Raw genomic sequence first — 26,002 nt, 5'->3', positions numbered from 1 at the left:
AAGCTTAGTTTATTTTACTTTTTTATGTAGACCAACAACAAGGAAATTGCCGCAGGAGTAATACCCGGAATACGTGACGCTTGTCCCAAATTTAATGGTTTGTGCTGAATTAATTTTTCTCTCACTTCATTAGAGAGACCTTTAACTCGGTTATAATCCAAAGTAAGGGGTAAAGTAATATTTTCATAACGTGCTTGTCGTTGAATTTCCACTAATTGCCGATCAATATAACCTTGGTATTTCGCTTGAATCTCAATTTGTTCTGAAATAGCTAGATCAGCAATTCCTGGACCCAAACCTTCAACCTTCATTAAATCGGCATAATTTAATTCTGGCCGAGTTAATAATTCAGAAACTCGATAATCACGTGTTAAAACTTGTCCTGTAAGTGCTTCTATTGCTGCACTTAAAGTCGTATTGGGCTTAATCGAAAATTGTTTTAATCGTTGTTGTTCTTGTTCTAAGGTAGCGCGCTTTTCATTGATGTATTTCCAACGAGTTTCATTGATTAGTCCTAATTTATAGGCTGACTCACTTAAACGCAAGTCGGCATTATCCTCGCGCAACAGTAAACGATATTCAGCTCGACTCGTAAACATCCGATACGGTTCAAGTGTTCCTTGTGTAATCAAATCATCAATTAATACACCAATATAAGCCTCATCGCGACGAGGACACCACGTTGATTTTTCTTGCGCTTTTAAAGCGGCATTTAAACCCGCAATAAGTCCCTGTGCAGCCGCTTCCTCATACCCGGTTGTTCCATTGATCTGCCCCGCAAAAAATAAATTTTCCAGTAATCTCGACTCTAAAGATGGAAAAAGATCACGTGGATCAAAAAAGTCATATTCGATGGCATAACCTGGACGTGTAATATGTGCCTGTTCTAAGCCCTTAATACTATGTATTAAGTCACACTGTATATCAAAGGGCAAACTGGTCGAAATACCATTTGGATACACTTCATGCGTATTAAGACCTTCAGGTTCAAGAAAAATCTGATGGGATAATTTGTCCGCAAAGCGCACTACTTTATCTTCTATAGAGGGGCAATAACGTGGGCCTACACCGTCTATTACGCCACTATAAATAGGGGAACGATCTAAACCTGAACGAATTATTGCATGAGTTTTTTCATTGGTATAAGTAATAAAACAACTTATTTGCGCAGGATGTTGTACTACTTTTCCTAAATACGAAAATACCGGCAAAGGATTATCGCTCGGCTGCTCTAATAAAATTTCACAATTAATCGTACGGCCATCTAAACGCGGAGGCGTTCCAGTTTTTAATCGCTTAATCCGAAAAGGTAATTGACGCAGTTTTTCAGCTAAAGAATTAGAGGCTGGGTCACCGGCACGCCCTCCTTGAGCTTGCTGCAAACCGATGTGAATTTTTCCAGCTAAAAATGTACCGGCTGTCAGCACGACAGTCTTTGCATAAAAACGCAATCCCATTTGCGTCATCACACCGACGATGCGATTAGACTGAAGGATTACATCATCAACACTCTGTTGAAAAATAAATAAATTAGCTTGATTCTCCAAAGCGTTACGAATCGCTTGTTTATATAAACACCGATCCATCTGTGCTCTTGTTGCGCGTACTGCAGGACCTTTACTAGCATTCAGTGTACGCCATTGTATTCCTGCCCGATCAGCCGCATAAGCCATAATGCCACCTAAAGCATCAATCTCTTTCACTAAATGGCTTTTTCCAATCCCCCCTATCGATGGATTACAAGAGAGTTGCCCTAAGGTTTCAATGTTATGTGTCAATAATAAAGTCGATGCGCCTACACGCGCGGCTGCTAAAGCCGCTTCGGTGCCGGCATGACCTCCACCGACTATAATGACATCATATTCTGTTAAAAATGGCATAATTTTTAAATTTTTGTTAATTAACTATAGTTTTCTAACGAAAGTTAGGGCAAACTATCGGTTTTTAATACCGTCTCTCAAGAGGAAATCCAATGACAAGATTACCTGTATTGACTGCCCTGGCTAGTTTACTCATCAGCTCAAACGTACTGGCTGCACAGAGTACCCCTCCAGTTACGGTTAATCAACTTAAACCCACCGTTACTTTCCCCAAAATAGTCACTAACTCTCCTTTACTAAAGACGATCAAAGGTCAAATAAGCTATAGTATTGGCGCTGATTTGGCTGAAAATTTTAAAGAGCAAGGCATTGATGTCGATCCAGTTGCATTAGAAAAAGGATTGGCCGATAGCGCTCACGGAAAACTTTTATTAACCCAAGCACAAATGGCGGATATTTTGAAAAACTTTCAACAAGAATTGATTAACAAAAAACAAGCTGAATTTAAAGGCATTAGTCTCAAAAATAAAGAACAAGGTGATTCCTTTTTAGCGGTTAACAAAACAAAACCCGGTGTTATCACTACCAAAAGTGGAATTCAATATAAAATATTACAACCTGGCAACGGTGAAAGCCCAACTGATACTTCTATGGTTAAAGTTGAATACACCGGAAGCTATATTAATGGTACCGTTTTTGAAAAATCAAAAGAACCGGTAACTTTTCCTCTAAATAATGTGATTCCTGGTTGGATAGAAATTTTAAAGATCATGAAACCAGGGGCAACCTACCAAGTCGTTATTCCACCACAACTTGCTTATGGAGAACATGGTGTTGATAAAGCGATTGGGCCTAATCAAACACTCGTATTTACTATTCATCTTATTGAAGTAAAGAAAAACGCATAAATTGAATTAAATCCATCCTATTGATGAAGCGGCAGTGTACAAATATCGTTATGATGGATTTAGAATAAAATGGATCGACATTCGCCAACTTGAATGTCTTTGAACTTAAGCTATACTGGATGAGATAAAAATTAACAGAAATAGTTTTTTAATATACACACAGAAAAAAAACTCAAGTGCAATAATTTTCATCTCAGTTTAAGGAGGAAGATATGAATCCAGAAGAGCTAAAGGGAAAATGGAATCAAATGAAAGGTAAGATTCGTGAAAAGTGGGCTAAATTAACCGATGATGATTGGGAACAATTACATGGTGATAAAGAAAAATTAGTCGGAAAAATTCAAGAGCGGTATGGTATTGGCAAGGAACAAGCGGAGAAAGAACTTCATGAATTTTTTAACAAACACAAAGACCATCATTAAACTTTTCATTTAAAACCAGTAAATTCTTAATCTAATCATCATCCCACATCAATTTATTGAAGTGGGATTGTGGTTAGCTAAATTTTTTTTAACTCATTTCTTTCAGCCACAAAATTAGCTAATTTAACATAATCACTAATAGTCAGTTGTTCTGCTCTCGATGTCGAATTAATTTTCAGCTGTGAAAATTCTTGCTCTTTTAACCAGTGCGCTAAATTATTACGTAGCATTTTTCGTCGATGATTAAATGCATTTTTGACTATTTCAGCAAATAGTAAGGGCGCATTGGCTTTATGAGGTAATACTTTATAAGGGATAAGTCGAATCACTGCCGAATCTACTTTTGGGGGTGGTTGAAAAGCTCCTGGCTTCACATTAAATAATTTTTCTACTTGGCAATAATATTGAATCATCACGCTTAAACGACCATAACTGGTTTGCCCTGGATGTGCGCTTATCCTATCGACTACTTCCTTCTGTAACATAAAATGCATATCTTGAATAATGTTGGCTTGCTCAAGACAATGAAACAATAAAGGTGTCGAAATATTGTAAGGAAGATTCCCCACTAAACGCCAAATCTGCTTAGTCTTACTCAAGGTATGAAAATCAATTTTTAAAACATCCCCTTGATAAACAGTTAACTTTCCGAGCACTGCACACTTTTCTTCTAATAAAGGAATGAGGTCTCTATCTAGCTCTATCACGGCTAAATTTTTAAGATGAGGTAATAATCGTTCAGTTAGCGCACCCAAACCTGGCCCAATCTCAATCATATGATCGTTTTTTTTAGGTGAAATCGCTTGCACGATTTTATCAATAATAAAACTTTCATGCAGGAAATGTTGGCCGAAGCGTTTACGTGCGGATAAAGATGGCATTATTTACATCACGCTGCTTGTAAATCAATCATTAAAGCCGATAAAAATCGTGCCGCTTCACCGCCGGTGATAACACGATGATCCACGGTTAAAGATAAAGGCAATTGTTTATGTACACTGATTTTCCCTTGTTCGGAAACAACTTTCTCATGAATTCGCCCAATAGCTAAAATCGCAACCATAGGCGGAATAATGATAGGTGTAGCATAACGACCCGCAAAAACCCCTACATTAGATAAGACAAAAGTCGCTCCTACTAAATCTTCTGGTGAAACACTACGATTTTTTACTTCTATTTTAAATTTATCGATAGCTTTCCTTAAATTGACTACACTTTCTTGGGCAATATTTTTTAACACCGGAACAAATAAACCTTCGGGTGCATCCATCGCTATACCTAAATCAATCTGACTATGTTGACATAACGCCAATTGTGACTCATTAAACCAAGCATTAAGTTTTGGTTCGCGCTGACAAGCCGCCATAACGGCACGAATGAGGCGTAAAGTAATATCTGTTTTTTCTGGCCAAGCATGAATATCCGCATCGTCAACCAGAGTTACTGGCACGATAGATAGTTGTGATTGTTGCATTGCGATTGCCATTGCACGGCGAACGCCGCGTAAAGGTTCATAACCTGCTGTAGATAAAAAATTTGATGGTGATGCAGACTCTTTACTGGATTTTTTCTGCATCATTTTTTCAATATCAGCGATGAGAATTTGTCCATCAGGGCCTGTTCCTCTACAATCATTTAAGTTAATTTGAAACTTTTTTGCTAATGCACGAATCGCCGGCGTTGCTTTAATCCCATTCTGATGCGGCATGGATTGTTGCTTAGGTTGGACTCCTAGCGGGGATTCTTCAATAATAGTGTCACCTAATTGCAAATTACCCACGACTGTGGCTTGGTCAGTGGTTTTCTTTATTGGATTTTCCCCTTCGATATCAATTAAAGGCTGACCCGTTTTAATGATATCACCCTTTTTACCGTAAATTTTAGTTACTTTCCCACTAAAAGGCGCAGGAATATCCACCAATGCTTTTGCGGTTTCCATCGCCACCATAGGCTGATCCACTGTAATAACGTCATTTAGCTGGACGTACCATTCTCGGATCTCAGCATCCGGCAAGCCTTCACCTAGGTCAGGCAAGTTAAATGTCGTCATGTAAACTCCAATGTTTGCTCAACTACATTGTAAATTCTGGTGACACTGGGTAAATATTGTTTTTCTAATTGCGCATAAGGAACCGTTACATCGTAACCGGTAACACGCTGTAGTGGTGCCTGTAAAAAAAGAAATGCTTTTTCACTCAATTGTGCGACAATTTCTGCCCCTACACCACAATAACGGGCGGCTTCATGGATAACGACGCACCGTCCAGTTTTTTCTACAGAAGTTAAAAGCGTATTAATATCTAAAGGTTTAATCGTAGCAACGTCAATGACTTCAGCATGCCTTCCTTTTTCTTGCAATAACTTATCCGCAACTAATAAAGTTTCATGCAACATCGCCCCCCAACTAATCAACGTGATATCGTTCCCTTCTCTTAAAATAAAACTTTGATCTAACGGCAAGGCTTCACCGGTGTCGATTACTTTTTGTTTGTTTAAACGATAAAGACGGGTGGGTTCTAAAAAAATAACTGGATCAGGATTACGGATCGAGGCCAGTAATAAACCATAAGCGCGTGCTGGTGATGAAGGAATCACCACACGTAAACCTGGAATGTGTGAAAAAAGCGCTTCGGTACTTTCAGAATGATGCTCAGGTGCGTGGATCCCTGCACCATAGGGCATACGAAACACTAAAGGGCAATGTAAACGTCCACGAGTACGATTACGAAAGCGCGCCGCATGATTGATAATTTGATCGAACGCTGGATAACTAAATCCCATAAATTGGAATTCAGCAATCGGTTTTAAGCCTTGTGTTGCCATGCCAATCGCAAGACCCGCTATCATAGACTCAGCTAAAGGAGTATCCAAAACACGATTGGCACCAAATTTTTTGAATAATTGAGTTGTTGCGCGAAATACACCCCCATTAATACCAATATCTTCACCCAGTAAAACAACTTCTTCATCAACAGACATTTCATAGGCTAATGCCTGTGTAATCGCTTCTATCAATGTTATTTCAACCATCGACGCGATCCTTGCTTAACATAAACAATGCCTCAGCTTCGATACGTTGTTCAATTAAATCATGTGGTAATTCTGCATAATGATAATCAAATATATCAGTGACTGCCGGTTTAGCTAAGGAAAGATACTCAGTTACAGCGATTTCGATCTTTTTTTCACATTCTTTTTTAAAATTTTCCTCTTCTTCATCCGACCAACTTTTCTGATTAATTAAATAATTTTTTAAACGTCTTAAGGGTTCTTCTTGCCATGCTTGCTGTAATTCTTCCTCACGACGATAGCGGCTCGCATCATCAGCAGTAGTATGATCACATAATCGATAGCTTAACGCTTCTATGAGACTCGGACCATGCCCATCACGTGCTTTGCTAAGCGCCTTATCCATTACAAATTTCATGGCAATCACATCATTTCCATCAACCTGTTCACCATGAATTCCTGCCGCAATGGCCTTTTGCGCTAAAGTTCGTGCATGAGATTGATGTTTACGCGGCACAGAAATTGCCCATTGATTATTATCAATGACAAATACTATGGGTAATTGCCAAACGCCAGCAATATTTAAGGCTTCATAAAAATCACCTTCAGAGGTAGCCCCATCTCCGCAGGTTGATACGGCAACTCTTGTTTGTTTGCGAAGTTTAAACGCCGTTGCAACACCTGCGGCATGTAAAAGCTGAGTCGCTATCGGTACACAAATAGGGAAATCTAAAGGACATTCACTAAAATGATTTCCCCATTCATTTCCTTTCCAATAACTAAGAATCTCACTCATTTTCACACCGCGCATCAATTGGGCAGCATAATCTCGGTAAAAAGGACACAAGACATCCTCTTTTTGCATGCTCGCACCTATCCCAACAGAAATGGCCTCTTGTCCAAGTGTCGAAGCATACGTATTGAGCATACCTGTTCTTTGTAAGGCTACCGCTTTGTAATCAAAAAGACGCGTGAACATCATTTGCTGATACAATTTTAACAATTCATGAAGATTATGCGTAAATGCTGGCAAATCTTGTTGAGCTTCGCCTTTAGGATCCAAAAAACGAGTATACTCAATAGAGAATCTCGCAACCTCGCTCATATTAACCTCTTTTTAAAAGTGCTACCTGATCGAAATATTTTTTAAATACTATTTAATCGTGATTCAGCCAAGCTATCAGCAACCCTACTGGGGGATTTATTTTCCTCATGTGCACACCTAAATATTTCTAAGAGTGTACTATAAATTGTCGATATGTGTTGCACCACATGTGCTCGATTCAAGCGATTTTGATATTCCGCATAAGCATAAATCAAGCCTCCCGAATTAATAACATAATCCGGAGCATATAAAATATTTTTTTTATGCAATAAATTCGCATGTCGGGGTTCGGCTAGTTGATTATTAGCGGCGCCTGCCACAATCGCCGTATTGAGTTGAGAAATTGATTCATCATTCAACACAGCTCCTAAAGCACAAGGAGAAAAAACATCACATTCAATGGCATAAATCTCATCTGGCTCCACAATGGTAGCCTTTAAATCTTTTGCGTAACGTTGCATTAACTCGGCATTATTATCACAAACAGTTAAGCGAGCACCCTTTTTTCGCAATGCATTGGCTAAAGCAATCCCCACATGTCCCAACCCTTGGATAGCAACATGCACACCTTCTAAATAATCAAGATGAAGTTTAAATTTAACCGCCGCCTCAATGCCATATAATACACTTAAAGCAGTATAAGGTGCAGGATTGCCTTTATGCTTAGAAGTGGTGACGACATAGGGAGTTTCGAGCGCAATACTATCCATATCCTCAATCACCACACCACTATCCATCGCTATAATATAACGTCCTTTAAATTCATTCACAAAACGACCCATTGCGCGAAAGTAGGCGCTTCGATCTGACAGTTCTTTAGGTCGCATTAACACCGTTTTGCCACCACCTAAAGGTAAATTGGCTAATGCTGCTTTGTAACTCATCCCCTGTGCTAAACGTAAGGCATCATGGATAGCGAGGTTTATGGATGTGTATTCAATAAAACGGCATCCCCCTAAGGCAGGACCTAAGCGTGTGCTATGTATCGCTACAATGGCACAAAGTTGATTAACCTGATCTATTTTAAAAAAAAGTTCGCCAAAGCCGAGTTTTTTTGCATAGCTGAGTAGTTCATCACTTAACATAAATAAAAGAGGATCATAAATGAGCCCACATTCTAAGAGACTCTGCTCATGCATGCAATGATTTCAATTGGAAAAAAAGAAGAGCACTAATGCTAGTTTTTTTTTAGCAGAAAATAGTTTATATTTTTTGTAAAAAATCTGATATAGCCTTAATACGATGTTCAACCAATTTTTTCCCCAATGCTGCGCCGGTTATACCCGATTTTTTTATCTTATTGGCAGATACTTTTTTAGCAGTAACGAACGCCGCCCATACTCTATCTTTTTGTAAATAAATTATGTGACCTAATCCAGAATAAGCTTGAAAGTCTGCTTCGCAAACTAATAAAAATTGATCTAAACGAGAAGATTGTCTAAATGCATCCGTTTTCTCCAGTAAAACATATAACGATTGTGCATCTAGATCTAATGCGCGATGACAAAGCAAGTGGTATGCAGCGGCTGTTGTTGCCAGAGAAGCATAAGCATGGGGTATGCGATAACGCTGGCATAATGTTTGTATCGTATGAATTCCCATTTGAGTTTCTTCTGCTACACCCTTACCTAAATCACAAAGTATTGCTGCAAAACGTACCTGAGGATCATCAGTCAAGGCCACTGCTTTTTCTAAAACGGATAAATAACTAGGTTGACCTTGCGACCTCGGGTCGGCTATACGTTCATATTTTATATATAATGCTTGCAGCTCAGGAAATAATACTGCTAACGCACCACACTCATATAAAGTTCTAATGAAAGCTTGTGGTGCAGGTTCAGTGAGCGCAATAGAAAATTCTTGCCAAACTCGTTCTGGCACCAGCGCTTTCACTTCACCAACAGATACCATGGCCTTCATTAACTCCATAGTTTCTTTAGCTACTCGAAAGCCTAATGGAGAAAATCGCGCCATAAAACGTGCAACGCGTAAAATACGTACGGGATCTTCATTAAAGGCGGGAGAAACATGGCGCAACCTCTTATTATCGATATCTTTTTGTCCTTGAAAAGGATCAATAATATGGCCACTGCTATTTTGTGCCATCGCATTAATGGTCAAATCCCTACGTAGCAAATCATCCTCGAGTGTAACATCCGGCGCTGCATAACAGGAGAAGCCTTTATAACCAGGACCAATTTTTCGCTCTGTGCGTGCTAATGCATATTCATCATGAGTTTTAGGATGAAGAAATACCGGAAAATCTTTCCCAATCAAGCGAAAACCTTGCTTTAACATTTCTTCAGGACTTGCGCCTACGACTACATAATCACGTTCCTTTATCGGATAACCCAATAATTGATCACGCACTGCTCCACCAACCAAATAAATTTCCAAAGCGCCTTCCTTCAAAGTTATTGCATAACCTAGCTAGAAACAAAATAATAAAATAGACTAAAGCAGCCTATTTGCCAAACTAGAAAGGTATGGATGTTCGTATCCTTATTTTTTCCTCTGTTTTTTATTGAGAATATTGCTTCGATATTTAAGCTAAACAAATATATTCTTTAGTTTAAAATAAGACAAGCATAAAAAAATAATTCTTAAAATAAGTCTTTTATATTTCAAATTTCAAATTTTGTAAATATTTATCATCGACGACGGTATCTATTTTTTGAGAGTTCTTTTTAAAAAAAGAAAAATGATCAGGTTTTTTTTTACAAGAAACATTTTTATTGACTAGTAATAAATCGGATTCTAAATCCGCAATCAAGTTAACCACTGGATCGGATGCATGTTTAAGCTCTAAGCTTAAAAGAGCTGCTAAAAATAAAAGTTTTTTATTAGTTTGTTCTAAACTTTCTAGTTTTATATCTAAATTCTTTGCCATTTCAAAACGATTTAGTTGTCTACTATGAAAATGATAGGTGATTAGATTAGCAATCCCATTGATAACAATTAGTGGAATGATGATCAGTACTATTGGCAATGTAAGCGTCTTAGAAAGAATATGAAGTCCTAACTTACTTTTCCATACGATTTGCTGGCTTAGATTATACCCATAAAAACCACCTCCAGAAAAAGCAAAAAAACGATTCAATAATTTTTTTACTATTTTGAAAGCAGAACTTGCTTTCCCTAATACTTTATCTTGCTCGCTAGAACAATAGACATTTTTTTTTAGTATCAAACTATTAAACACGCTATAAAATTTATCATGTAAATTATTTAAGTTATTTTTTTTAAAAAAAGTTTTAAATTCTAGCTGCAAATAACAAATATTATCTTGTAAATATTCAAATTTTTTCCATTTTTCTAATTGTATAACTTGTTGTTTACCTTGTTCATCCTTATAGTGATATTCACATTTTTCATCCATTCGATTTAAGATAGTCCGTTGATAAAAAACTTCTCTGGCAAGAAATTCGCAAAAATGATGAATTAAAAAAACCCCCGCTGCAATTAAAATCAAGCTACCCACTGCCACAGGAGAGGAAATTATGCCTGCCAAACAAACAGCCCCTAAAACTATCAAACAACTTTGAATAGCCCAAAGTAACAAATACGTATAAAGTATCACACTGATCAAATTCACCATTAGAGAAGCAATAAACTGTGTTTTCGGATACACTTCTGTTAAATATTGATAAAGTTTGGATTGTTTTATACCTAAACGTGTATAATAAATTGGGTCAAAATTTTTTTGAATAGCTGAAATTGAATTTAAAATCTCATGTAATTTTACTTTTTTTGAAAAATCAAAAACTATCTCATGAATCAATTTAAATTCATGCTTATTTTTTTCCTCATTAAATATTTCTATTTTTAAAGATTCTAGAATTTGTTCAGATTCTTCTGGGTTGATTTTCGGAAGGATTATTGAATTTTTTTTAACCAAAAAAACAAGCTGTACGATCAGATAGCTGACTAAAGATATGCCTAACATTAAAAAAATAACCGGATAGCTATAAAGCGACAAGGAAAATAATAAGAGTAAAAAACTAATCCAATTTAATAAATTAGCATGGCTAATAAAGCCAGACCAAAGTAAATAAAAAAATTGCATCGCTTTGTTTTTAATTATGAATTTATTAATTTTCTCCCAAATTGAAATCAATGAATAAAATCTGACAGAATCTTTTTCTTTTAAAAATTGAAATTTCGTCTCAAATTCCAAATAATTTTTTCTATTGAGCACGAGACAAATATCATTTCTATCGTCAATGATCCAAGGATTGATTTTATCCTTTGAGTAAAATAATAGACGTTCATTATATTTTTTTATTAAATAGGATCTTTCATAGATTGGATCTTCTTCAACTCGTTTCATCAATTCATTAGAATTCTTAAAGGCATGAATAGAAATTAAATAATCCCAACGATTACTTTTACATTTTCTATAATTCGCAGAAAAATTCTTGGAAAAATTTAAAACCCAAGGAAAAGCAGTGGTATCATTTAATTGACCCACTGCAGTCCTTTTATCCATAAAACTAAGAAATTTCTTTATTTCATTCCAAACTGAAATAAATTTTTTACGACAAGTCATCCCGTATTTTTTTATTATTTTGGTAAACTAAAGTGACTTAGATTAAATTAGATGACTAAAAATATCTAGTATAAAAACATTAATTTTTTGGACAAAATAAAGACGTACTACCATCTTCTTTCCATTCCGCTTGTATACAACGCGGCCCTATATTTTCATAGGCTCTATCGGAAAAATTTGCAGTTAGGATAAGTCGATTCCCAAATTGCGTTTGTTGAATTAAATGATCATCCGTTAGCCAATCAAACTTTGTGAGTGCTTCTATTCCAGCCATTTGATGAAGAGGGAAGAAAAAATTATAGTAATCTAGAAAATATTTTTTATTTTTTTGTAATGTTTTTTGATCTAACACCCAAATCGGAGGAACATTATAAAGATTTTGTAATAACGCTTTAATTTTTCTAATCGCTGGAATCTTTAATTCGTTCAATTCCCAACGATCAGTGGTAATCACTGAATCATGGAATACTGCTTCATACAGCGGCAATCTATAACGCGGATTATAGGATCCACGAATAAATTCATCGGGTGCATTATATGCTTGGAATAGAATTTTTGGAGCATAACCAGGCTGCCAAACTCCAAAATGCTTCTTATCTTGCAAAGCAGGCCAAAAAGTTTCTGGAAACGCCAAAAACGCACCATTATTATAAGCGATAGTTGGATTAGCCCAAGACAATCCCGTTTCTGAACCTAACACTATCTTCTGATCACTACCAACAAATCGCATCCGTTCCAAGCGATTACTTAAATCTTGTTCGCGTATCATAGGATGATGTTTTGAATAATCATCATAAAGTGGATAGGCTGCATCACAATCTAAGAAAATTGTATTGTCTCCTTTATTTAACATTTTTTCGATTTGATTTGCGATATTTTTCTCTTTAGATTCTCTTAAGCGAAGTGCCTCTGAGCTTAAATAACAGCCACGACTTGCAAATCCAGTTAAAATCGATCCATTGGGATTTCGAATACAAGCTTCTGGCCATAAATGATTAGGCCAAGTTGAGGTTATACTATCGGAAGTTTTTGGATTTTGGGCATTATCAAAACTATCATAAGGGCCTATTAAATAACCCATGCTTTTAGCATTATGAATATACTCTTTTTCAATGTTAAAACCATTCGGAATTGGATTCGCATCATAATTTATTAAAGCATGCTTAATACCTAATTTTTCCAGTTGATCTAACATTACTAAGCTTTTACCATCACCCCATACCCAAATGTGAAAAGCTCCTAATAATTTATTTACATTGGCATTTTCGAGTATCTTTTGCTTGAGAGACACAAACTTATTTTCATTGATCAGTAAATTACGATAATCCAGTGCTGGACTTATCGGCGAATCTCCTGTCAAATGGATTAATAGGGTATATTCTGAAAAATGGGATCGCTTTAGAAAGTGATGTTCGTTCATCACATAAAGTTGGGTTTGCTTTTCATGTACCTGCACATCAGTATCAACATCATGATCGTCCCAAATATAACTTACGTAATTGTCATCCGCGTATTCTATTGACCAGAATGGGATACTTAAAGATAAGCTAGGATATTTTTTAAATTCTTTAAGCCAAAAAAGATCGTGATTAGGAATATATAACCCTTCTCCATCTGGAAGAACTAAAGCTTTAGCTAGTGGTGTTAATCCCGATATAGGCCATTGGAAAGTTTGTTCTTTGCTTGTTTTAAAAGAAAATTTTAGGCCTTGTTCATCTGCTGCTACTTTAACTTGCATCTTAAGATGAGGGTAATACCATTGTGCCGTTTTATTATCCACTTTTAGATCTTTTACTTCATCAAATAAAGGGCCTTCTTGTGTCAAACTAATCGCTGCTGAATCCCCACTGGGATCAACTAAAATAGCCAACCTTGCTGGATCAATCGTAAATTCGCCCGCTCTAGTTTTTAAGATAACGTTTTCTTTAGCAGATACTAAAGAGCTAGTCAATAGTATGGCCAGAAAAAAAAACCCAAATTTTTTACACATCGTTTAAAATTCCAAGCAATTTAAAATTAGCTAACTAGAGATCCCACCAAGCAAATAGTCAAACTATTTACAACTTGTAAAGTTTCTAATTAGACTCAGGTTATTCTCATTAAAAATAAAAATCACTATTTGATTTTTTATTTAAAAAAATTCTTAAGATATTCCTCCAACCATAAATCTTTATCTGCATTCATTCGAAATCCTACATAGCCATCAGGTCGAATGACATAAATGGCAGAAGAAATTACGCCATATCGTTTAAAAAGTAATTTATTTTCTGGAGATAAAACAAAAGTGTGAACTTGCACCCAGTCTTTATAATTTTTTATAAGGGCATTTAATTTTCCTATTAACTGAGTTTGGTTCTTTTTAGTCTGAAAATAAAGTATATTAAAGGGTTTATACGTTAGCAATATAAATAAATTTGATGCATTAGCAGGCGCGTTCGGTGCTCGATATCCTGGCGATGGACCTCTTTTAAAAGCATGATGAGATTTTTCTCTGATCTCATAATTAAATTCATTTTGGGCGTAATGAATATTCAATTGTGATATAAACCAGAATAAACACTTTTCTAAATTTTTCTTTGAAAAAAGAAATGAAATAACAAAAGATAATAGCCAGTTTCGTAGCCTGGAAATAAAAAAACCTTTTGCTGTAAGTAAGGAGAAAAACTGATCCGTCGTTTTCAATAAAGTTTTTCCAACCGGATGTCGTTCTGCCTCATAGGTAGCTAATAATTTAACGTCAGTAGCTTTCTTCAATACTAACGCTAGCTTCCAAGCTAGATTAGTGGCATCTTGTATGCCGGTATTCATACCTTGGCCGCCTACTGGACTATGAATATGTGCCGCATCGCCGGCTAGAAAAGCCCGATTTTGATAATATTGGCTTACGCCACGATGATGTAAGCGAAATTGAGAGATCCAAATTGGATTAACTAGTTTCACAGAAACTTGAGTCAGCAAACTCGCTAAATTTTCTAAATCATTTAAGTTCGGTATATCTAGTTTTTCTTCTAAATGAGCCGAACGTTTTGCTAACATGACCCGACTTATTTTCTTTGTAAGTGGAATGTGCACAAATACACCCTCTTTCCCCAGAAAAAAAAGGAATTTGTTTCGCGAATAAGGCCATTCAATACGCGCATCAACTAAATTAAAGAGCTGAGGATAGGCATTTCCCTCAAACGAAAAATTAAGCATATGACGTACACTACTGTGAGCTCCATCGCAACCTATAATATAGGCACAAGCAATTTTTTCTGTGCTTCCTGTGCTATTGCTTTTAATAGTTGCCTGCACACCCTTAGTACCTTGGGTAAAAGTCATTAATTCTTTTTGACGCTCTATATAAATACCTTGTTTTTCTAAAAACTCAATAAAGATACATTCCGTTTCTGTTTGCGGAAGAAAATAAACCGAGGAAAAAGGCGTATCTTGATGCTGAAATTGCTGAAAATTGATTTCTATTTGTTTTTTACCATTAATAAAAAAAGCAAAATCCACGTTAGAACGTGCAAGTTTCAGAAATTCTTCAGCAAAACCTAAATTCTGAAATATTTCCATCGATTTTGCTTGAATAGCGAAAGCTCGCGATTCATGTACTTGATCCTTTTGTTTATCCAAAATTCTAAATTTAACACCATAACGCAGTAACTGACAGGCCATTATCAGTCCCGTGGGCCCAGCCCCAATAATCAATACTTCGGTGTCCATAAAAAAACTATAGTTCAGACTTTCACGAATTAAAATGACCGCGCTATAATGGTCAAATATTTCGCTTGATAAAATTCTTAAGGAGAATTATTTGCACACTCGTTATCAATCGTTACTACCCCAACATAGTCTCTCGCGTTTTGCTGGATGGATAGCCAACTGCAAACAGCCATGGATCAAAAATAGATTAATCCATGGGTTCATACGCCATTATCAGGTTGATATGACTTTAGCGCGGGAAGAAAATCCTAATCGTTATATTAATTTTAATCATTTTTTTACACGCTCTTTAAAAACCGAAATGCGCCCAATTTCTAGTGATACTAGAGATATTGTGTCGCCTGTAGATGGAACTATTAGTCAAATTGGCCATATCAAGAAAAATCAGCTTATCCAAGCCAAAAAAGTAAACTATAACTTACAAGCCTTATTAGGAGGCTCAGCCAAAATAGCCACACAATTTCAAGGAGGAGAATTTGCCACCTTTTATCTAGCCCCTCAAGATTATCATCGTGTCCATATTCCTTATAGCGGCGAATTGAAAGAAATGATTTATGTTCCAGGACGTTTATTTTCAGTAGATGATCAAACCACAAAAGAACTACCCAATTTATTTGTTCGAAATGAACGAGTTATTACGCTATTTTCTACATCTATAGGTCCCATGGCAGTCATTTTAGTCGGAGCGATGCTCGTTGGCAGCATCAGCATCACGTGGGAAGGAGTTATTGTACCTGCTTTGAAACGACATATTTATCATTGGCATTATCTAGATAACAAAATTTCCTTACTTAAAGGACAAGAGATAGGGCAATTTCAATTAGGTTCTACGGTTATTATTTTATTCGCCCCCAATCGTATGAAGTGGTTGACTGAATTATCTGGAAAAAAAATGAAATTTGGAGAATGTATTGGTCAAACAACATGAGGTGTGTTTGTAAATAATATTAAGTTATAATAGTTTTTTGATGATAAAAGAAAACTTAGGTGGCTAATGTCTATACCACAAGAAAAAACCGTTTCAGCCTCGGCTGTACATGACCATACTTATAAAATATTTCCTAATGATTTGAACTCGACAGAAACCGTGTTCGGTGGTTTAGTGATGTCCACTCTCGATAGAGTGGCTTCTGTTGTTGCCGAGAGACACAGTCAAAGGCCTTGTGTGACTGTTTCTGTCGATGCTATGCATTTTTTGCAGCCAGCAACTCGAGGAGATATTCTAATATTTCAAGCGGCTATTAACCGTAGTTGGACCAGTTCAATGGAAATCGGAGTACGGGTTCTTGCTGAAGATTATCGTACCGGAACACGACGTCATATAGTATCTGCCTATTTTACTTTTGTAGGTACTAATGAGCATGGTCATCCTGCACCCGTCCCTAAAGTTATTCCTGAAACAAACGATGAAATACGGCGTTATGAAGAAGCGGGTAAGCGACGTGAGCGCCGACATCAAGCATCAAGAAAAACAAACTGATACATAAATGCTAAATCAATAATTGAAATCCTCTCGAACTGTTTCAAGGATGTCGATTAAAAAAATAAAAGAATTTTGTGGAGAGATTATGACGATACAAATATTACCTATTTTAGGTTTTAAAGATAATTATATTTGGTGTCTTATCAATGAGAAAACAAAACATTGCATCATTGTCGATCCAGGTGAAGCAAAACCCGTCCTAACGCAATTAAAACAGTTAAACCTTAAACTCGATGCCATATTAATCACTCATCATCATTGGGATCATACGAATGGTATTCGTTCTATTCTAAAACACCATCATGTCCCTGTATTTGGACCAGCAAAAGAAAAAATAGCCGGTGTAAATAACCCTGTCGATGAGGGCGATAAAGTTGAATTAGTCAATTGGCCAATTTTTGAAGTCCTCGCTATTCCTGGCCATACCTTAGGGCATATTGCTTACCTTGGAAACTCTCTTTTATTCTGTGGAGATACCTTATTTACAGCAGGATGTGGTCGATTATTTGAAGGGACTCCCGAACAAATGTTGAATTCTTTGAATAAACTGGCTCAACTTCCCGATGAAGTGCAAATTTATTGCGGTCATGAGTATACGCTGGCTAACCTACATTTCGCTCAAGCAGTAGAGCCCCATAATATCCATATCAAAGAACGCTTAGAAAAAACTAGAGAATTACGTCAAAAAAATCTGCCCAGTGTACCCAGTCTCTTATCTGAAGAACGTTTAAGTAATCCTTTTTTACGTTGTGATAATCCCGAAATAAAGAGGCGTATAGAAAAAAGAACCGGTAAAAAACTTGCCACACCCGTTGAAATATTCACTTATCTTCGTCAATGGAAAAATAATTTCAAATAAGCTATTTAGTTTTTTTTTGCCGTTCAATTTCATCTAATACTTTATATCGAAATCTAAATGGATGGCAAACAGCAGAAAATAATTCATTGGTCCCACTTACCCCGCGAATACGAATTGATCCATAATCAAAAATACGGCCCATAATACTTTGGCTAATTTCTATCCCTTCAATGCGATCCAATGAATTTTCATAAGCATAGCGAGTAATCAATCCAGACTTCATGATGACCCGTTTATCTGTTATACCAAATTCAGAAGAGTAGTAAACAATCAATCCAGACAGGCAAGTAGCTAAACCTAATAAAGAAAAAAGACTGATGAGCAATAGAGTAAGCCAACCTCCGATCATCAAAAATCCAGCAATTAAAGTCAAACCCATTAGTGATCTAAAAATAATGATCCAGTGTGGGTGACTACAATAGATAACTTTTTCATCCGGCAAGAGCGTTTTATTGATATAATTCATTAAGGACCTCTTATTATTTTATTTAACTCACCGCTTTTGAGCAGAATCGGTTATAGTAGCCAAACTCACACTAGTTTGCTATGCTTTTCGCGTATGAACTCTCAATTGATACTAGAAAAACTTAACTTACTGGTTAAATTAGGCAATTCAGTCGAAGAACGACAATTACCTCAAAAAGTTTCCCTGCAAATAAAGCTTGGTTTTGATCGTTTACTTGACGCCTGTACTAATGATAATTTAATGAATACGATTTGTTACGCCAATCTAGCAGATAATTTGCAACAGTTTTGTGATGATCGTTCTTTTAAACTTATTGAAGCCTTAACTTATCAACTCTACCAATTTCTTAAAATAGAACTATCTGAAAAAATAAATGACAAAAAAATTAATGTTTTCTTATGTATTACCAAAAACCCTCAATTATCTAAACTAGAGCAAGCTAGCTTTTCAATCAGCGATTAGCAATAGACAAAAACTCAAGTGCGGAGAGTAGAGTATAATTAAATTTATATTTTAGTTACACTATCTTAATAAGTTACCAAAAAGGAATTTTTCTCAAGATATTTAATTTCTAGCTTTGTAAAGCGTTTACTTCTCGAATAATTAAAAATCTGAAAGTTAAAATTAATGAAACAACCAATAAGAAGCAAAGATTTTGAACGAGGTCTTGTCTTATGAAGAAGAATAGCACCGATTTATCCCAGCATACACCCATGATTCGTCAATATCTGCAACTAAAAGCTCAACACAGTGATAAATTATTGTTTTATCGCATGGGGGATTTTTATGAATTATTTTATGAAGATGCCATCAAAGCTGCAAAATTATTAAACATTACCTTAACCAAGAGAGGTCAATCCGCCAGCCAAGCTATTCCTATGGCCGGTGTACCCTTTCATAGCGTTGAAAACTATTTAGCAAAACTGGTTAAACTTGGCGAGTCAATTGCTATTTGCGAACAAATAGGTGATCCGAATCACTCCAAAGGTCCAATGGAAAGACAAGTAACACGTATTATTACGCCAGGCACACTCAGTGATGAAGCATTATTAGAAAAAAATCAAAGCCTATTACTTGCACTATATAACCACGAAGAACAATTTGGACTTTCTTATTTTGACATGGGGAGTGGCCAAATTTATATTTTACAAATTAATGGTAAAGAAGCACTTACCAGTGAATTAGCACGACTTAATCCCGCTGAACTATTAATTAGCGAAGAATATAAAGATGAAGATGTATTAACCTCTTATAAAACAATTCGACGCCGCCCGCCCTGGGAATTTGATTTCAACACTGCCACTCATTTATTAACCCAACAATTTCAAACACGCGATCTCAGTGGTTTTGGTTGTCAGGATTTACCCTTAGCCATACAAGCAACCGGTTGTTTATTAAATTATGTTAAAGACACGCAGCGTACCCAATTACACCATATTCAGCCGATTCGCATAGAGAGGCGAGAAGAAAGTATCGTATTAGATGCCACTACCCGACGTAATTTAGAGTTAACGCTTAATTTACAAGGCGAAAAAAGCAATACTCTAATGTCTATTTTAGATAAAACAGCCACGCCCATGGGAAGTCGTTTACTAAATCAATGGTTGCATCGGCCTTTACGTAAGGTATTTATCATAGAATCACGGCAAACCGCTATTATAAATTTATTAGCGACACAATCCTGTATAAGTTTACACTCGTTGTTAAAACAACTAGGTGATCTCGAACGTATTATTACACGAGTTGGATTAAAATCGGCGCGACCACGAGATTTAAGTCAATTACGATGGGGTCTTGCGATTTTGCCAGATATTCATAATAAACTTGGCCCTTGTTTAAAGACTCAAGCGCCTGATGAAAAATCAGAATTACTTATTTCATTAAGTCGACAGATAAAAGCCTTTCCAGAATTATTTTGTTTATTACAGCAAGCAATTGTTGAACATCCTCCTGCTGTTACTCGTGAAGGAGGGATGATCGCAAAAGGTTATCATGCTGAACTTGATGAATTAAAAAACCTAAGTGAACATACTGGGCAATATCTGATTGATTTAGAAAAACGTGAACGAACGCTTTCAGGCATTAGTACGTTGAAGGTTGGCTTTAATCGGATACATGGTTATCACATCGAAATAAGTCGAGGGCAATCCAAACACGTCCCACCACATTATATTCGTCGGCAAACTCTGACAAATGCCGAGCGCTTTATTACACCTGAGTTAAAAGAATTTGAGGATAAAGCTTTAAGCGCTCGTTCTAAAGCGTTAAGTTTGGAAAAAAAACTTTATGATGAATTACTCGATCAATTAGCTTTTTATCTAGCAGATTTACAAAAAACCGTCAATGCCATAGCCGAGTTAGACGTGCTAATATGCTTTGCAGAACGTGCAACAACACTCCATTTAACCTGTCCTCGATTAAGTAAAAATCCAGGTATCCATATTGAAGGAGGTCGACATTTAGTTATTGAACACTCCTTAGATACCCCTTTTGTCGCGAATAATTGTCATTTAGATCCTGAACAACGCTTATTAATCATTACTGGTCCGAACATGGGTGGAAAATCAACTTATATGCGCCAAACTGCTTTAATTTGTTTATTAGCAATGATAGGTTGTTTTGTTCCAGCAAAAAGCGCTACGATAGGCCCCATTGATCGTATTTTCACCCGAATCGGAGCAGCTGATGATCTTGCTAGTGGTCGTTCAACCTTTATGGTAGAAATGACAGAAACGGCCTCTATTTTGCATAATGCAACAAAGCAAAGTTTAATTATTATGGATGAAATTGGACGCGGCACCAGTACTTTTGATGGACTTGCTTTAGCTTTTTCTTGTGCTGAGTATTTAGCAAAGTATGTTAAAGCGTATACCTTATTTGCAACTCATTATTTTGAGTTGACAGGCTTGGCTGAAGAAAGCTCCGTCATAAAGAACTGTCATGTTGAGGCAAGAGAACATAACGATAGCATCGTATTTTTATATACTATCAAGGAAGGACCCGCGAATCAAAGTTATGGATTACAAGTAGCACAGTTAGCAGGCGTCCCTAAACCCGTTATTCAGCGCGCCAGAGAAAAACTCACCGCACTTGAGAAAAACTCCGTAGCTAACAACCACAACAAAGTAAACCCACTTGCCTTACAGAAACTCTCTGCTAACCCTGATATTATGGATCTACTCGACCAAGTAGATCCCGATCAATTAGCTCCCAAAAAAGCACTTGAGATCATTTATAGATTAAAATCCTTGCAAGGAATTCCTAATGAATAACCCAAATGACAAAAAACTTTTCGCCCAGCCTGTTGAAGAAAAATTGGCTAATTCTGATGAAAAAGGTAGTCACCATGGTGATCATGAAGACGGAGAAAGATTAGCTTACCGTCGCCGTGGAATTTATTTACTGCCAAATTTGTTTACCATCGCTGGTTTATTCGCAGGTTTTTATGCCATCGTCATTGCCATGGAAGGTTATTTTAATTATGCGGCGATTGCTATTTTTGTTGCGATGATTATGGATTTTTTTGATGGTCGTGTTGCACGCCTAACCAACACGCAAAGTGCTTTTGGAGCCGAATTAGATAGTTTATCAGACATGGTTTCTTTCGGTGTCGCTCCCGCTTTAGTTATTTATAGTTGGTCTTTAGAAGGATTAGGTAAATTAGGTTGGTTAGCCGCATTTATATTTGCAGCAGCAGGAGCATTACGTTTAGCGCGTTTTAATACACAAGTACTGATAGCTGATAAACGTTATTTTCAAGGACTCCCTATCCCTGCCGCAGCGGGTGTCTTAGCCAGTATGGTATGGTTGTGTGTTGATTCAGAAATTTTAGGTGATGGCGTTAGTATGATAACTGCCGTATTAGCGATACTCATTGCAATTCTAATGGTTAGTAATGTGCGTTATTACTCTTTCAAAGAAATTGATCTGAAAGGACGTGTGCCTTTTGTGGCTATTTTATTGGTAGTATTAGCTTTTGTGGGTATTTCACTCGACCCACCTAAAATATTATTTCTAATCTTTTTCTGCTATGCTCTTTCCGGACCTATTTTGACCTTACATGCACTGTATAAAGCGCGATCCTTAAAAAGAAAATAACAAAAAAGACTCTAACATTCGGGGATATTCACAGCAAGAGTTTTTGCCAAACCACCTAAAGAAGTTTCCTTGTAAATCGCCATCATATCTTTTCCGGTGGCAAACATAGTTTCGATAACTTTATCTAAAGATACTTTTTTGTTTTTCCCATCTTCCATTAAAGCTAAATGCGCCAATTTAATCGCTTTCTCCGCACCGACACCATTGCGTTCGATACAGGGAATTTGGACTAGCCCTGCAACTGGGTCACACGTTAAACCCAAATGATGTTCCATTGCCATTTCAGCGGCATTTTCTATTTGCTCTAAACTACCACCTAAAACTGCCGTTAATGCACCTGCCGCCATCGAGCAAGCAACACCGACTTCCCCCTGACAACCAACTTCTGCACCGGATATCGATGCATTCATTTTATAAAGTAAAGCAATAGCACCTGCCGTCAATAGAAAATCAGCGATGGAATGTTCACTCACTTCTTCATAAAACCGGCGATAATAGGTTAATACTGCGGGAATAATGCCTGCCGCACCATTCGTTGGCGCAGTCACCACGCGACCTCCCGCAGCATTTTCCTCATTAACCGCCATCGCGTAAATAGTTGGCCATAATAATGAGTCTGGACACGTCCCTACTTTCGATATGGTTTTATTATTCATTTTACTGAAAAGTTCCGGTGCGCGTCGTTTAACGCTCAGCTCACCAGGTAATATTCCCGGGGTGTGACAACCACTATCAACGCAGACTTGCATGATATCGGCTATTTTTAATAGATCAGTACGTAACTCTCTATCGGGTGCTAATTGCTGTTCATTAGCTAACATAAGTTCTGAAATCGTTAAGTTATTTTTTTTACAGGTATTAAACAACTCTATGGCGGTAGAAAAAGGATAAGGGACCGGAACAGCATCTTTATGCTGCTGACCAAACGCTTGTTCAGTAACGATAAAACCACCGCCGATGGAGTAATAAATTTGGCTGTTTAAAAGAACTCCTTGTGGATTAAAGGCACTAAAACGCATGCCATTAGTATGCAAGGGAAGTAACGCTTTTTGTAAAAATAATAGATCGGTCTGTTGAGAAAATGAAATACTTTTTTTTCCTGCTAGTTGAATTTTACAATGTTCAAAAATTGTCTTGGCTCGTGGAGTAACCTCATCGGGATTAACTGTTTCAGGAAGTTGCCCTTCCAGGCCATTTAAAACCGCAATATCTGTACCGTGACCTCGGCCAGTTAACGCTAGCGAGCCAAAGAGTTCAACCTGCAAACGATTTACTTCATTAAATAATTCGCGATCGAGTGCTAGCTTTTCGACAAAAGCATAAGCAGCTTTCATAGGACCTACGGTATGAGAGCTCGATGGACCTATGCCGACGGAGAACAAATCAAACACACTAATAGTCATAAACAAATTACTTTTTTAGTTCATTATTTGACAGTATTCTAGCGCTTTACTTCATGCAAAAGAAGCTTTTTTAATCAAAAAAGCTCGATGGGATCGACATCGAGTGACCAACGAACTCGTCGACTACTGGCAAGAAGGCTAATGGGTTTAATAATTTGCTCTAATAAACCCTGCAAAGCGTTACGCTGTTTTGCCTGTAACAATAATTGGCAACGATAATAACCCGCCCGACGAGGTAATAAAGAAGGAACTGGCCCTAATAGGCTAATTTCTTTCCCCACTAATTTAGCCTGATTTTTTACTTCATTTAAAAAATCAAATGGATAGGCTGAGCTTAAGGCTTCGGCATGTATCAGTGCCAAATAACTGTAGGGAGGTAATAGAGCAGCTCGTCTTTCTTGTAATAATATTTCGCTAAAACTAAGATAACCTTGTTCTAATAAATGGTTTAATAAAGGATGCTCTGGATGATAGGTTTGAATCCATACCTCTCCAGGTTTATCGGCCCGCCCGGCTCGACCTGCTACTTGCGTTAATAATTGGCCGGTACGTTCCAAGGCACGAAAATCTGCACTAAACAAACCACTGTCTGCTTCTAAAATACCCACTAAAGTCACATTTGGAAAATGATGCCCCTTCGCTAACATTTGTGTTCCAATCAAAATCTGACTTTCACCTTCATGTATATTTTTTAATAATTTACTTAAGCTTCCTTTACGTTGAGTATTATCACGATCAATCCGAACTATTCCAACATCAGGAAAATATTTTTGTAAGGTTTGTTCCAGACGTTGTGTACCTTGACCCAAAGCAAGTAATTGTTGACCTTGGCAGTCAGGACAGCGCGAATCTAAAGGACGCCGATAGCCGCAATAATGACATTGTAAGTGAGCCGGCTTTTGATGAAAATTCATTTTTTGTTCACAACGCTGGCAATTGGCTGTCCAACCGCAATCATGACAAATAGTAACTGGTGAATAGCCACGTCGATTCAAAAATAAAAGCACTTGACCTTGATTTTGCAAATGCTTTTCCATGGTTTGTAATAATGTGGGAGAAAACCCTTGATCAAGTTTTTGCTGACGTAAATCAATAAAATGAAAGCTAGGTTGAATAGCGAGTCCTGCTCTATCAGGTAAGTGCAATACTTGATAACGATTTTGCTTAGCATTAAAAATACTTTCTAAAGATGCCGTCGCTGAACCCAATACGACCGGGATGTTTTCTAAACGGCCGCGAACTAAGCCTAAATCTCGAGCGTGATAACGCAAACCTGTTTGCTGCTTAAAAGAACTATCATGTTCTTCATCAATGATAATAACGCCTGGATGTAATAACGGTGTAAATAAAGCTGAGCGTGTACCAATAATAATAGATGCTTTACCTGATTTAGAGAGTAACCAATTTTCTAAGCGCTGCTTATCGGTTAATTTAGAATGAAACAATACCAATGGAACTGAAAAGCGATTTCGAAATCTCGCTAACATTTGCGGTGTTAAACCAATTTCAGGAACTAAAACCAATGCTTGTTTACTTCGATCGAGGACGGCTTGTATCACTTCCAAATAGACTTCTGTTTTTCCACTTCCTGTCACGCCATTTAAAAGAAACGCTTGAAATTTATCTAATGAATTAACAATACTCTCAATAGACTGTCGCTGATGATTATTTAGTCGAATTTGATCCGATAAATTTAAATTATTCTCAGAATGATTCGTGAGCTCGTCTCTGTTAATTTCTTCAGTTCGTTTTTTAACGGAGTTTTTAAGTTTTTTAGCGTCTTTTCCTGTGCGCAATACCTGCGGCATAGCATTAGCAAAAACTTCACCGATAGGACAATGATAGTAGCGACTTGTCCATTCTAATAACTCTTGAATAGAATCCGGTAAAAGCGGAGTTTCATCAAGAATAGCAAGCGCTTGTTTAAGCTGAGATTTTGGCCAAACTGATTCTTCACTTATTTCCATTAAAAAACCAATTTTTTTCTGATTACCAAAAGGCACGAGTACACGTAAACCTTTTTTTAATAGCGTTAATGGAAAGCCAGCTGGGGCCAAGTATTCAAAATATTGATGTAAAGGTGCTGGAATAGCAATTTTTAGAATACGTTTCGCACTTGAATTTTTGTCTGTGTTACTGATCAACTCGCAATCCTCATGGTTGCATAAAATT

The 26,002-nt window shown here is 36.9% G+C and carries 21 protein-coding genes; 8 read left to right on the top strand and 13 right to left on the bottom strand.

Annotated elements, in window-relative coordinates; translation table 11 throughout:
- Window positions 1-14: 14 nt before the first annotated feature.
- Window positions 15-1,880: a tRNA uridine-5-carboxymethylaminomethyl(34) synthesis enzyme MnmG gene (mnmG, locus tag ACICP9_RS00730; RefSeq protein WP_395498041.1), complete on the bottom strand. Its 1,866-nt coding sequence runs from the start codon at window positions 1,878-1,880 to the stop codon at window positions 15-17.
- A 92-nt stretch (window positions 1,881-1,972) separates the two neighbouring features.
- On the opposite strand from mnmG, the gene ACICP9_RS00725 reads away from it, so the two are divergent.
- Both ACICP9_RS00725 and ACICP9_RS00720 read left to right on the top strand, forming a co-directional pair.
- A complete protein-coding gene (locus ACICP9_RS00725; protein WP_395498039.1) occupies window positions 1,973-2,728 on the top strand; it encodes an FKBP-type peptidyl-prolyl cis-trans isomerase in 756 nt (251 codons plus the stop codon).
- Between the two features lie 212 nt (window positions 2,729-2,940).
- Window positions 2,941-3,150 carry a CsbD family protein gene (locus ACICP9_RS00720; protein ID WP_395498037.1) on the top strand — a complete coding sequence of 70 codons (210 nt, stop codon included), beginning with the start codon at window positions 2,941-2,943 and terminating at the stop codon, window positions 3,148-3,150.
- Window positions 3,151-3,227: 77 nt separating this feature from the next.
- Here the strand turns inward: ACICP9_RS00720 and rsmA are convergent, their stop codons facing one another.
- The 9 genes from rsmA to ACICP9_RS00675 all read right to left on the bottom strand — a co-directional run bounded on the left by rsmA (window position 3,228) and on the right by ACICP9_RS00675 (window position 15,521).
- A complete protein-coding gene (rsmA, locus tag ACICP9_RS00715; RefSeq protein ID WP_395498035.1) occupies window positions 3,228-4,031 on the bottom strand; it encodes a 16S rRNA (adenine(1518)-N(6)/adenine(1519)-N(6))-dimethyltransferase RsmA in 804 nt (267 codons plus the stop codon).
- Between the two features lie 8 nt (window positions 4,032-4,039).
- Window positions 4,040-5,200: a dihydrolipoamide acetyltransferase family protein gene (locus ACICP9_RS00710; protein ID WP_395498033.1), complete on the bottom strand. Its 1,161-nt coding sequence runs from the start codon at window positions 5,198-5,200 to the stop codon at window positions 4,040-4,042.
- Window positions 5,197-6,180, bottom strand: a complete 984-nt coding sequence (locus ACICP9_RS00705) for an alpha-ketoacid dehydrogenase subunit beta (protein WP_395498031.1) — start codon at window positions 6,178-6,180, stop codon at window positions 5,197-5,199. Before ACICP9_RS00705 ends, ACICP9_RS00710 begins: the two co-directional genes overlap by 4 nt.
- Window positions 6,173-7,264, bottom strand: coding sequence for a pyruvate dehydrogenase (acetyl-transferring) E1 component subunit alpha (gene pdhA / locus ACICP9_RS00700; RefSeq protein ID WP_395498029.1), 1,092 nt, complete (start codon window positions 7,262-7,264; stop codon window positions 6,173-6,175). Before pdhA ends, ACICP9_RS00705 begins: the two co-directional genes overlap by 8 nt.
- A gap of 41 nt (window positions 7,265-7,305) precedes the next feature.
- Entirely contained in the window at window positions 7,306-8,349 is a 1,044-nt protein-coding gene (locus ACICP9_RS00695; RefSeq protein ID WP_395498955.1) for a Leu/Phe/Val dehydrogenase, read from the bottom strand.
- A 118-nt stretch (window positions 8,350-8,467) separates the two neighbouring features.
- Window positions 8,468-9,661: a multifunctional CCA addition/repair protein gene (locus tag ACICP9_RS00690; protein WP_395498027.1), complete on the bottom strand. Its 1,194-nt coding sequence runs from the start codon at window positions 9,659-9,661 to the stop codon at window positions 8,468-8,470.
- Window positions 9,662-9,881: 220 nt separating this feature from the next.
- Window positions 9,882-11,813 (bottom strand): hypothetical protein, encoded by a 1,932-nt coding sequence (locus ACICP9_RS00685; RefSeq protein ID WP_395498025.1) that lies wholly within the window; start codon window positions 11,811-11,813, stop codon window positions 9,882-9,884.
- A gap of 79 nt (window positions 11,814-11,892) precedes the next feature.
- Complete coding sequence (locus ACICP9_RS00680; protein ID WP_395498023.1) at window positions 11,893-13,803, bottom strand: glycoside hydrolase; 1,911 nt, start codon at window positions 13,801-13,803, stop codon at window positions 11,893-11,895.
- 137 nt (window positions 13,804-13,940) lie between these two features.
- On the bottom strand, window positions 13,941-15,521 hold the full coding sequence (locus tag ACICP9_RS00675) for an FAD-dependent monooxygenase (protein ID WP_395498021.1): 1,581 nt from the start codon (window positions 15,519-15,521) through the stop codon (window positions 13,941-13,943).
- Window positions 15,522-15,612: 91 nt separating this feature from the next.
- Here ACICP9_RS00675 and asd point away from each other — a divergent pair, with 91 nt between their 5' ends.
- The 3 genes from asd (at window position 15,613) to gloB (ending at window position 17,863) form a co-directional block, all read left to right on the top strand.
- Window positions 15,613-16,449 carry an archaetidylserine decarboxylase gene (asd, locus tag ACICP9_RS00670; RefSeq protein WP_395498019.1) on the top strand — a complete coding sequence of 279 codons (837 nt, stop codon included), beginning with the start codon at window positions 15,613-15,615 and terminating at the stop codon, window positions 16,447-16,449.
- Window positions 16,450-16,515: 66 nt separating this feature from the next.
- Entirely contained in the window at window positions 16,516-17,001 is a 486-nt protein-coding gene (locus tag ACICP9_RS00665; RefSeq protein WP_071662014.1) for an acyl-CoA thioesterase, read from the top strand.
- 88 nt (window positions 17,002-17,089) lie between these two features.
- Entirely contained in the window at window positions 17,090-17,863 is a 774-nt protein-coding gene (gene gloB / locus ACICP9_RS00660; protein ID WP_395498017.1) for a hydroxyacylglutathione hydrolase, read from the top strand.
- 1 nt (window position 17,864) lies between these two features.
- Here the strand turns inward: gloB and ACICP9_RS00655 are convergent, their stop codons facing one another.
- The gene (locus ACICP9_RS00655) at window positions 17,865-18,329 is read right to left on the bottom strand and encodes a PH domain-containing protein (RefSeq protein ID WP_395498015.1); all 465 of its coding nucleotides are present in this window, start codon (window positions 18,327-18,329) and stop codon (window positions 17,865-17,867) included.
- A gap of 93 nt (window positions 18,330-18,422) precedes the next feature.
- Here ACICP9_RS00655 and ACICP9_RS00650 point away from each other — a divergent pair, with 93 nt between their 5' ends.
- The 3 genes from ACICP9_RS00650 to pssA all read left to right on the top strand — a co-directional run bounded on the left by ACICP9_RS00650 (window position 18,423) and on the right by pssA (window position 22,427).
- Window positions 18,423-18,791 carry a dihydroneopterin aldolase gene (locus ACICP9_RS00650; protein ID WP_171910802.1) on the top strand — a complete coding sequence of 123 codons (369 nt, stop codon included), beginning with the start codon at window positions 18,423-18,425 and terminating at the stop codon, window positions 18,789-18,791.
- 212 nt (window positions 18,792-19,003) lie between these two features.
- Window positions 19,004-21,601, top strand: coding sequence for a DNA mismatch repair protein MutS (gene mutS / locus ACICP9_RS00645; protein ID WP_395498013.1), 2,598 nt, complete (start codon window positions 19,004-19,006; stop codon window positions 21,599-21,601).
- Window positions 21,594-22,427: a CDP-diacylglycerol--serine O-phosphatidyltransferase gene (pssA, locus tag ACICP9_RS00640; protein ID WP_395498011.1), complete on the top strand. Its 834-nt coding sequence runs from the start codon at window positions 21,594-21,596 to the stop codon at window positions 22,425-22,427. The genes mutS and pssA overlap by 8 nt, the downstream gene beginning before the upstream one ends.
- An 11-nt stretch (window positions 22,428-22,438) precedes the next feature.
- Here the strand turns inward: pssA and ACICP9_RS00635 are convergent, their stop codons facing one another.
- Window positions 22,439-23,830, bottom strand: coding sequence for an L-serine ammonia-lyase (locus ACICP9_RS00635; protein WP_395498009.1), 1,392 nt, complete (start codon window positions 23,828-23,830; stop codon window positions 22,439-22,441).
- Between the two features lie 74 nt (window positions 23,831-23,904).
- Window positions 23,905-25,974 (bottom strand): primosomal protein N', encoded by a 2,070-nt coding sequence (locus ACICP9_RS00630; protein ID WP_395498007.1) that lies wholly within the window; start codon window positions 25,972-25,974, stop codon window positions 23,905-23,907.
- Between the last annotated feature and the right edge of the window lie 28 nt (window positions 25,975-26,002).

The organism is Rickettsiella endosymbiont of Litargus connexus, from assembly GCF_964277335.1.
Classification (GTDB): Bacteria; Pseudomonadota; Gammaproteobacteria; order Diplorickettsiales; family Diplorickettsiaceae; genus Aquirickettsiella; species Aquirickettsiella isopodorum.
Note: the sequence above shows the minus strand (reverse complement) of the source record. Positions and strands in the feature narration are given on the sequence as shown.

Bases quoted from the DNA above. Each gene is read 5' to 3' on its own strand.
- pssA (WP_395498011.1), top strand. From the start codon at position 21,594: ATGAATAACCCAAATGACAAAAAACTTTTCGCCCAGCCTGTTGAAGAA.
- ACICP9_RS00705 (WP_395498031.1), bottom strand. From the start codon at position 6,180: ATGGTTGAAATAACATTGATAGAAGCGATTACACAGGCATTAGCCTAT.
- ACICP9_RS00695 (WP_395498955.1), bottom strand. From the start codon at position 8,349: ATGTTAAGTGATGAACTACTCAGCTATGCAAAAAAACTCGGCTTTGGC.
- ACICP9_RS00665 (WP_071662014.1), top strand. From the start codon at position 16,516: ATGTCTATACCACAAGAAAAAACCGTTTCAGCCTCGGCTGTACATGAC.
- ACICP9_RS00680 (WP_395498023.1), bottom strand. From the start codon at position 13,803: ATGTGTAAAAAATTTGGGTTTTTTTTTCTGGCCATACTATTGACTAGC.
- pdhA (WP_395498029.1), bottom strand. From the start codon at position 7,264: ATGAGCGAGGTTGCGAGATTCTCTATTGAGTATACTCGTTTTTTGGAT.
- gloB (WP_395498017.1), top strand. From the start codon at position 17,090: ATGACGATACAAATATTACCTATTTTAGGTTTTAAAGATAATTATATT.
- ACICP9_RS00635 (WP_395498009.1), bottom strand. From the start codon at position 23,830: ATGACTATTAGTGTGTTTGATTTGTTCTCCGTCGGCATAGGTCCATCG.
- ACICP9_RS00675 (WP_395498021.1), bottom strand. From the start codon at position 15,521: ATGGACACCGAAGTATTGATTATTGGGGCTGGGCCCACGGGACTGATA.
- mnmG (WP_395498041.1), bottom strand. From the start codon at position 1,880: ATGCCATTTTTAACAGAATATGATGTCATTATAGTCGGTGGAGGTCAT.
- ACICP9_RS00725 (WP_395498039.1), top strand. From the start codon at position 1,973: ATGACAAGATTACCTGTATTGACTGCCCTGGCTAGTTTACTCATCAGC.
- ACICP9_RS00650 (WP_171910802.1), top strand. From the start codon at position 18,423: ATGAACTCTCAATTGATACTAGAAAAACTTAACTTACTGGTTAAATTA.
- ACICP9_RS00710 (WP_395498033.1), bottom strand. From the start codon at position 5,200: ATGACGACATTTAACTTGCCTGACCTAGGTGAAGGCTTGCCGGATGCT.
- rsmA (WP_395498035.1), bottom strand. From the start codon at position 4,031: ATGCCATCTTTATCCGCACGTAAACGCTTCGGCCAACATTTCCTGCAT.
- ACICP9_RS00655 (WP_395498015.1), bottom strand. From the start codon at position 18,329: ATGAATTATATCAATAAAACGCTCTTGCCGGATGAAAAAGTTATCTAT.
- ACICP9_RS00720 (WP_395498037.1), top strand. From the start codon at position 2,941: ATGAATCCAGAAGAGCTAAAGGGAAAATGGAATCAAATGAAAGGTAAG.
- mutS (WP_395498013.1), top strand. From the start codon at position 19,004: ATGAAGAAGAATAGCACCGATTTATCCCAGCATACACCCATGATTCGT.
- ACICP9_RS00685 (WP_395498025.1), bottom strand. From the start codon at position 11,813: ATGACTTGTCGTAAAAAATTTATTTCAGTTTGGAATGAAATAAAGAAA.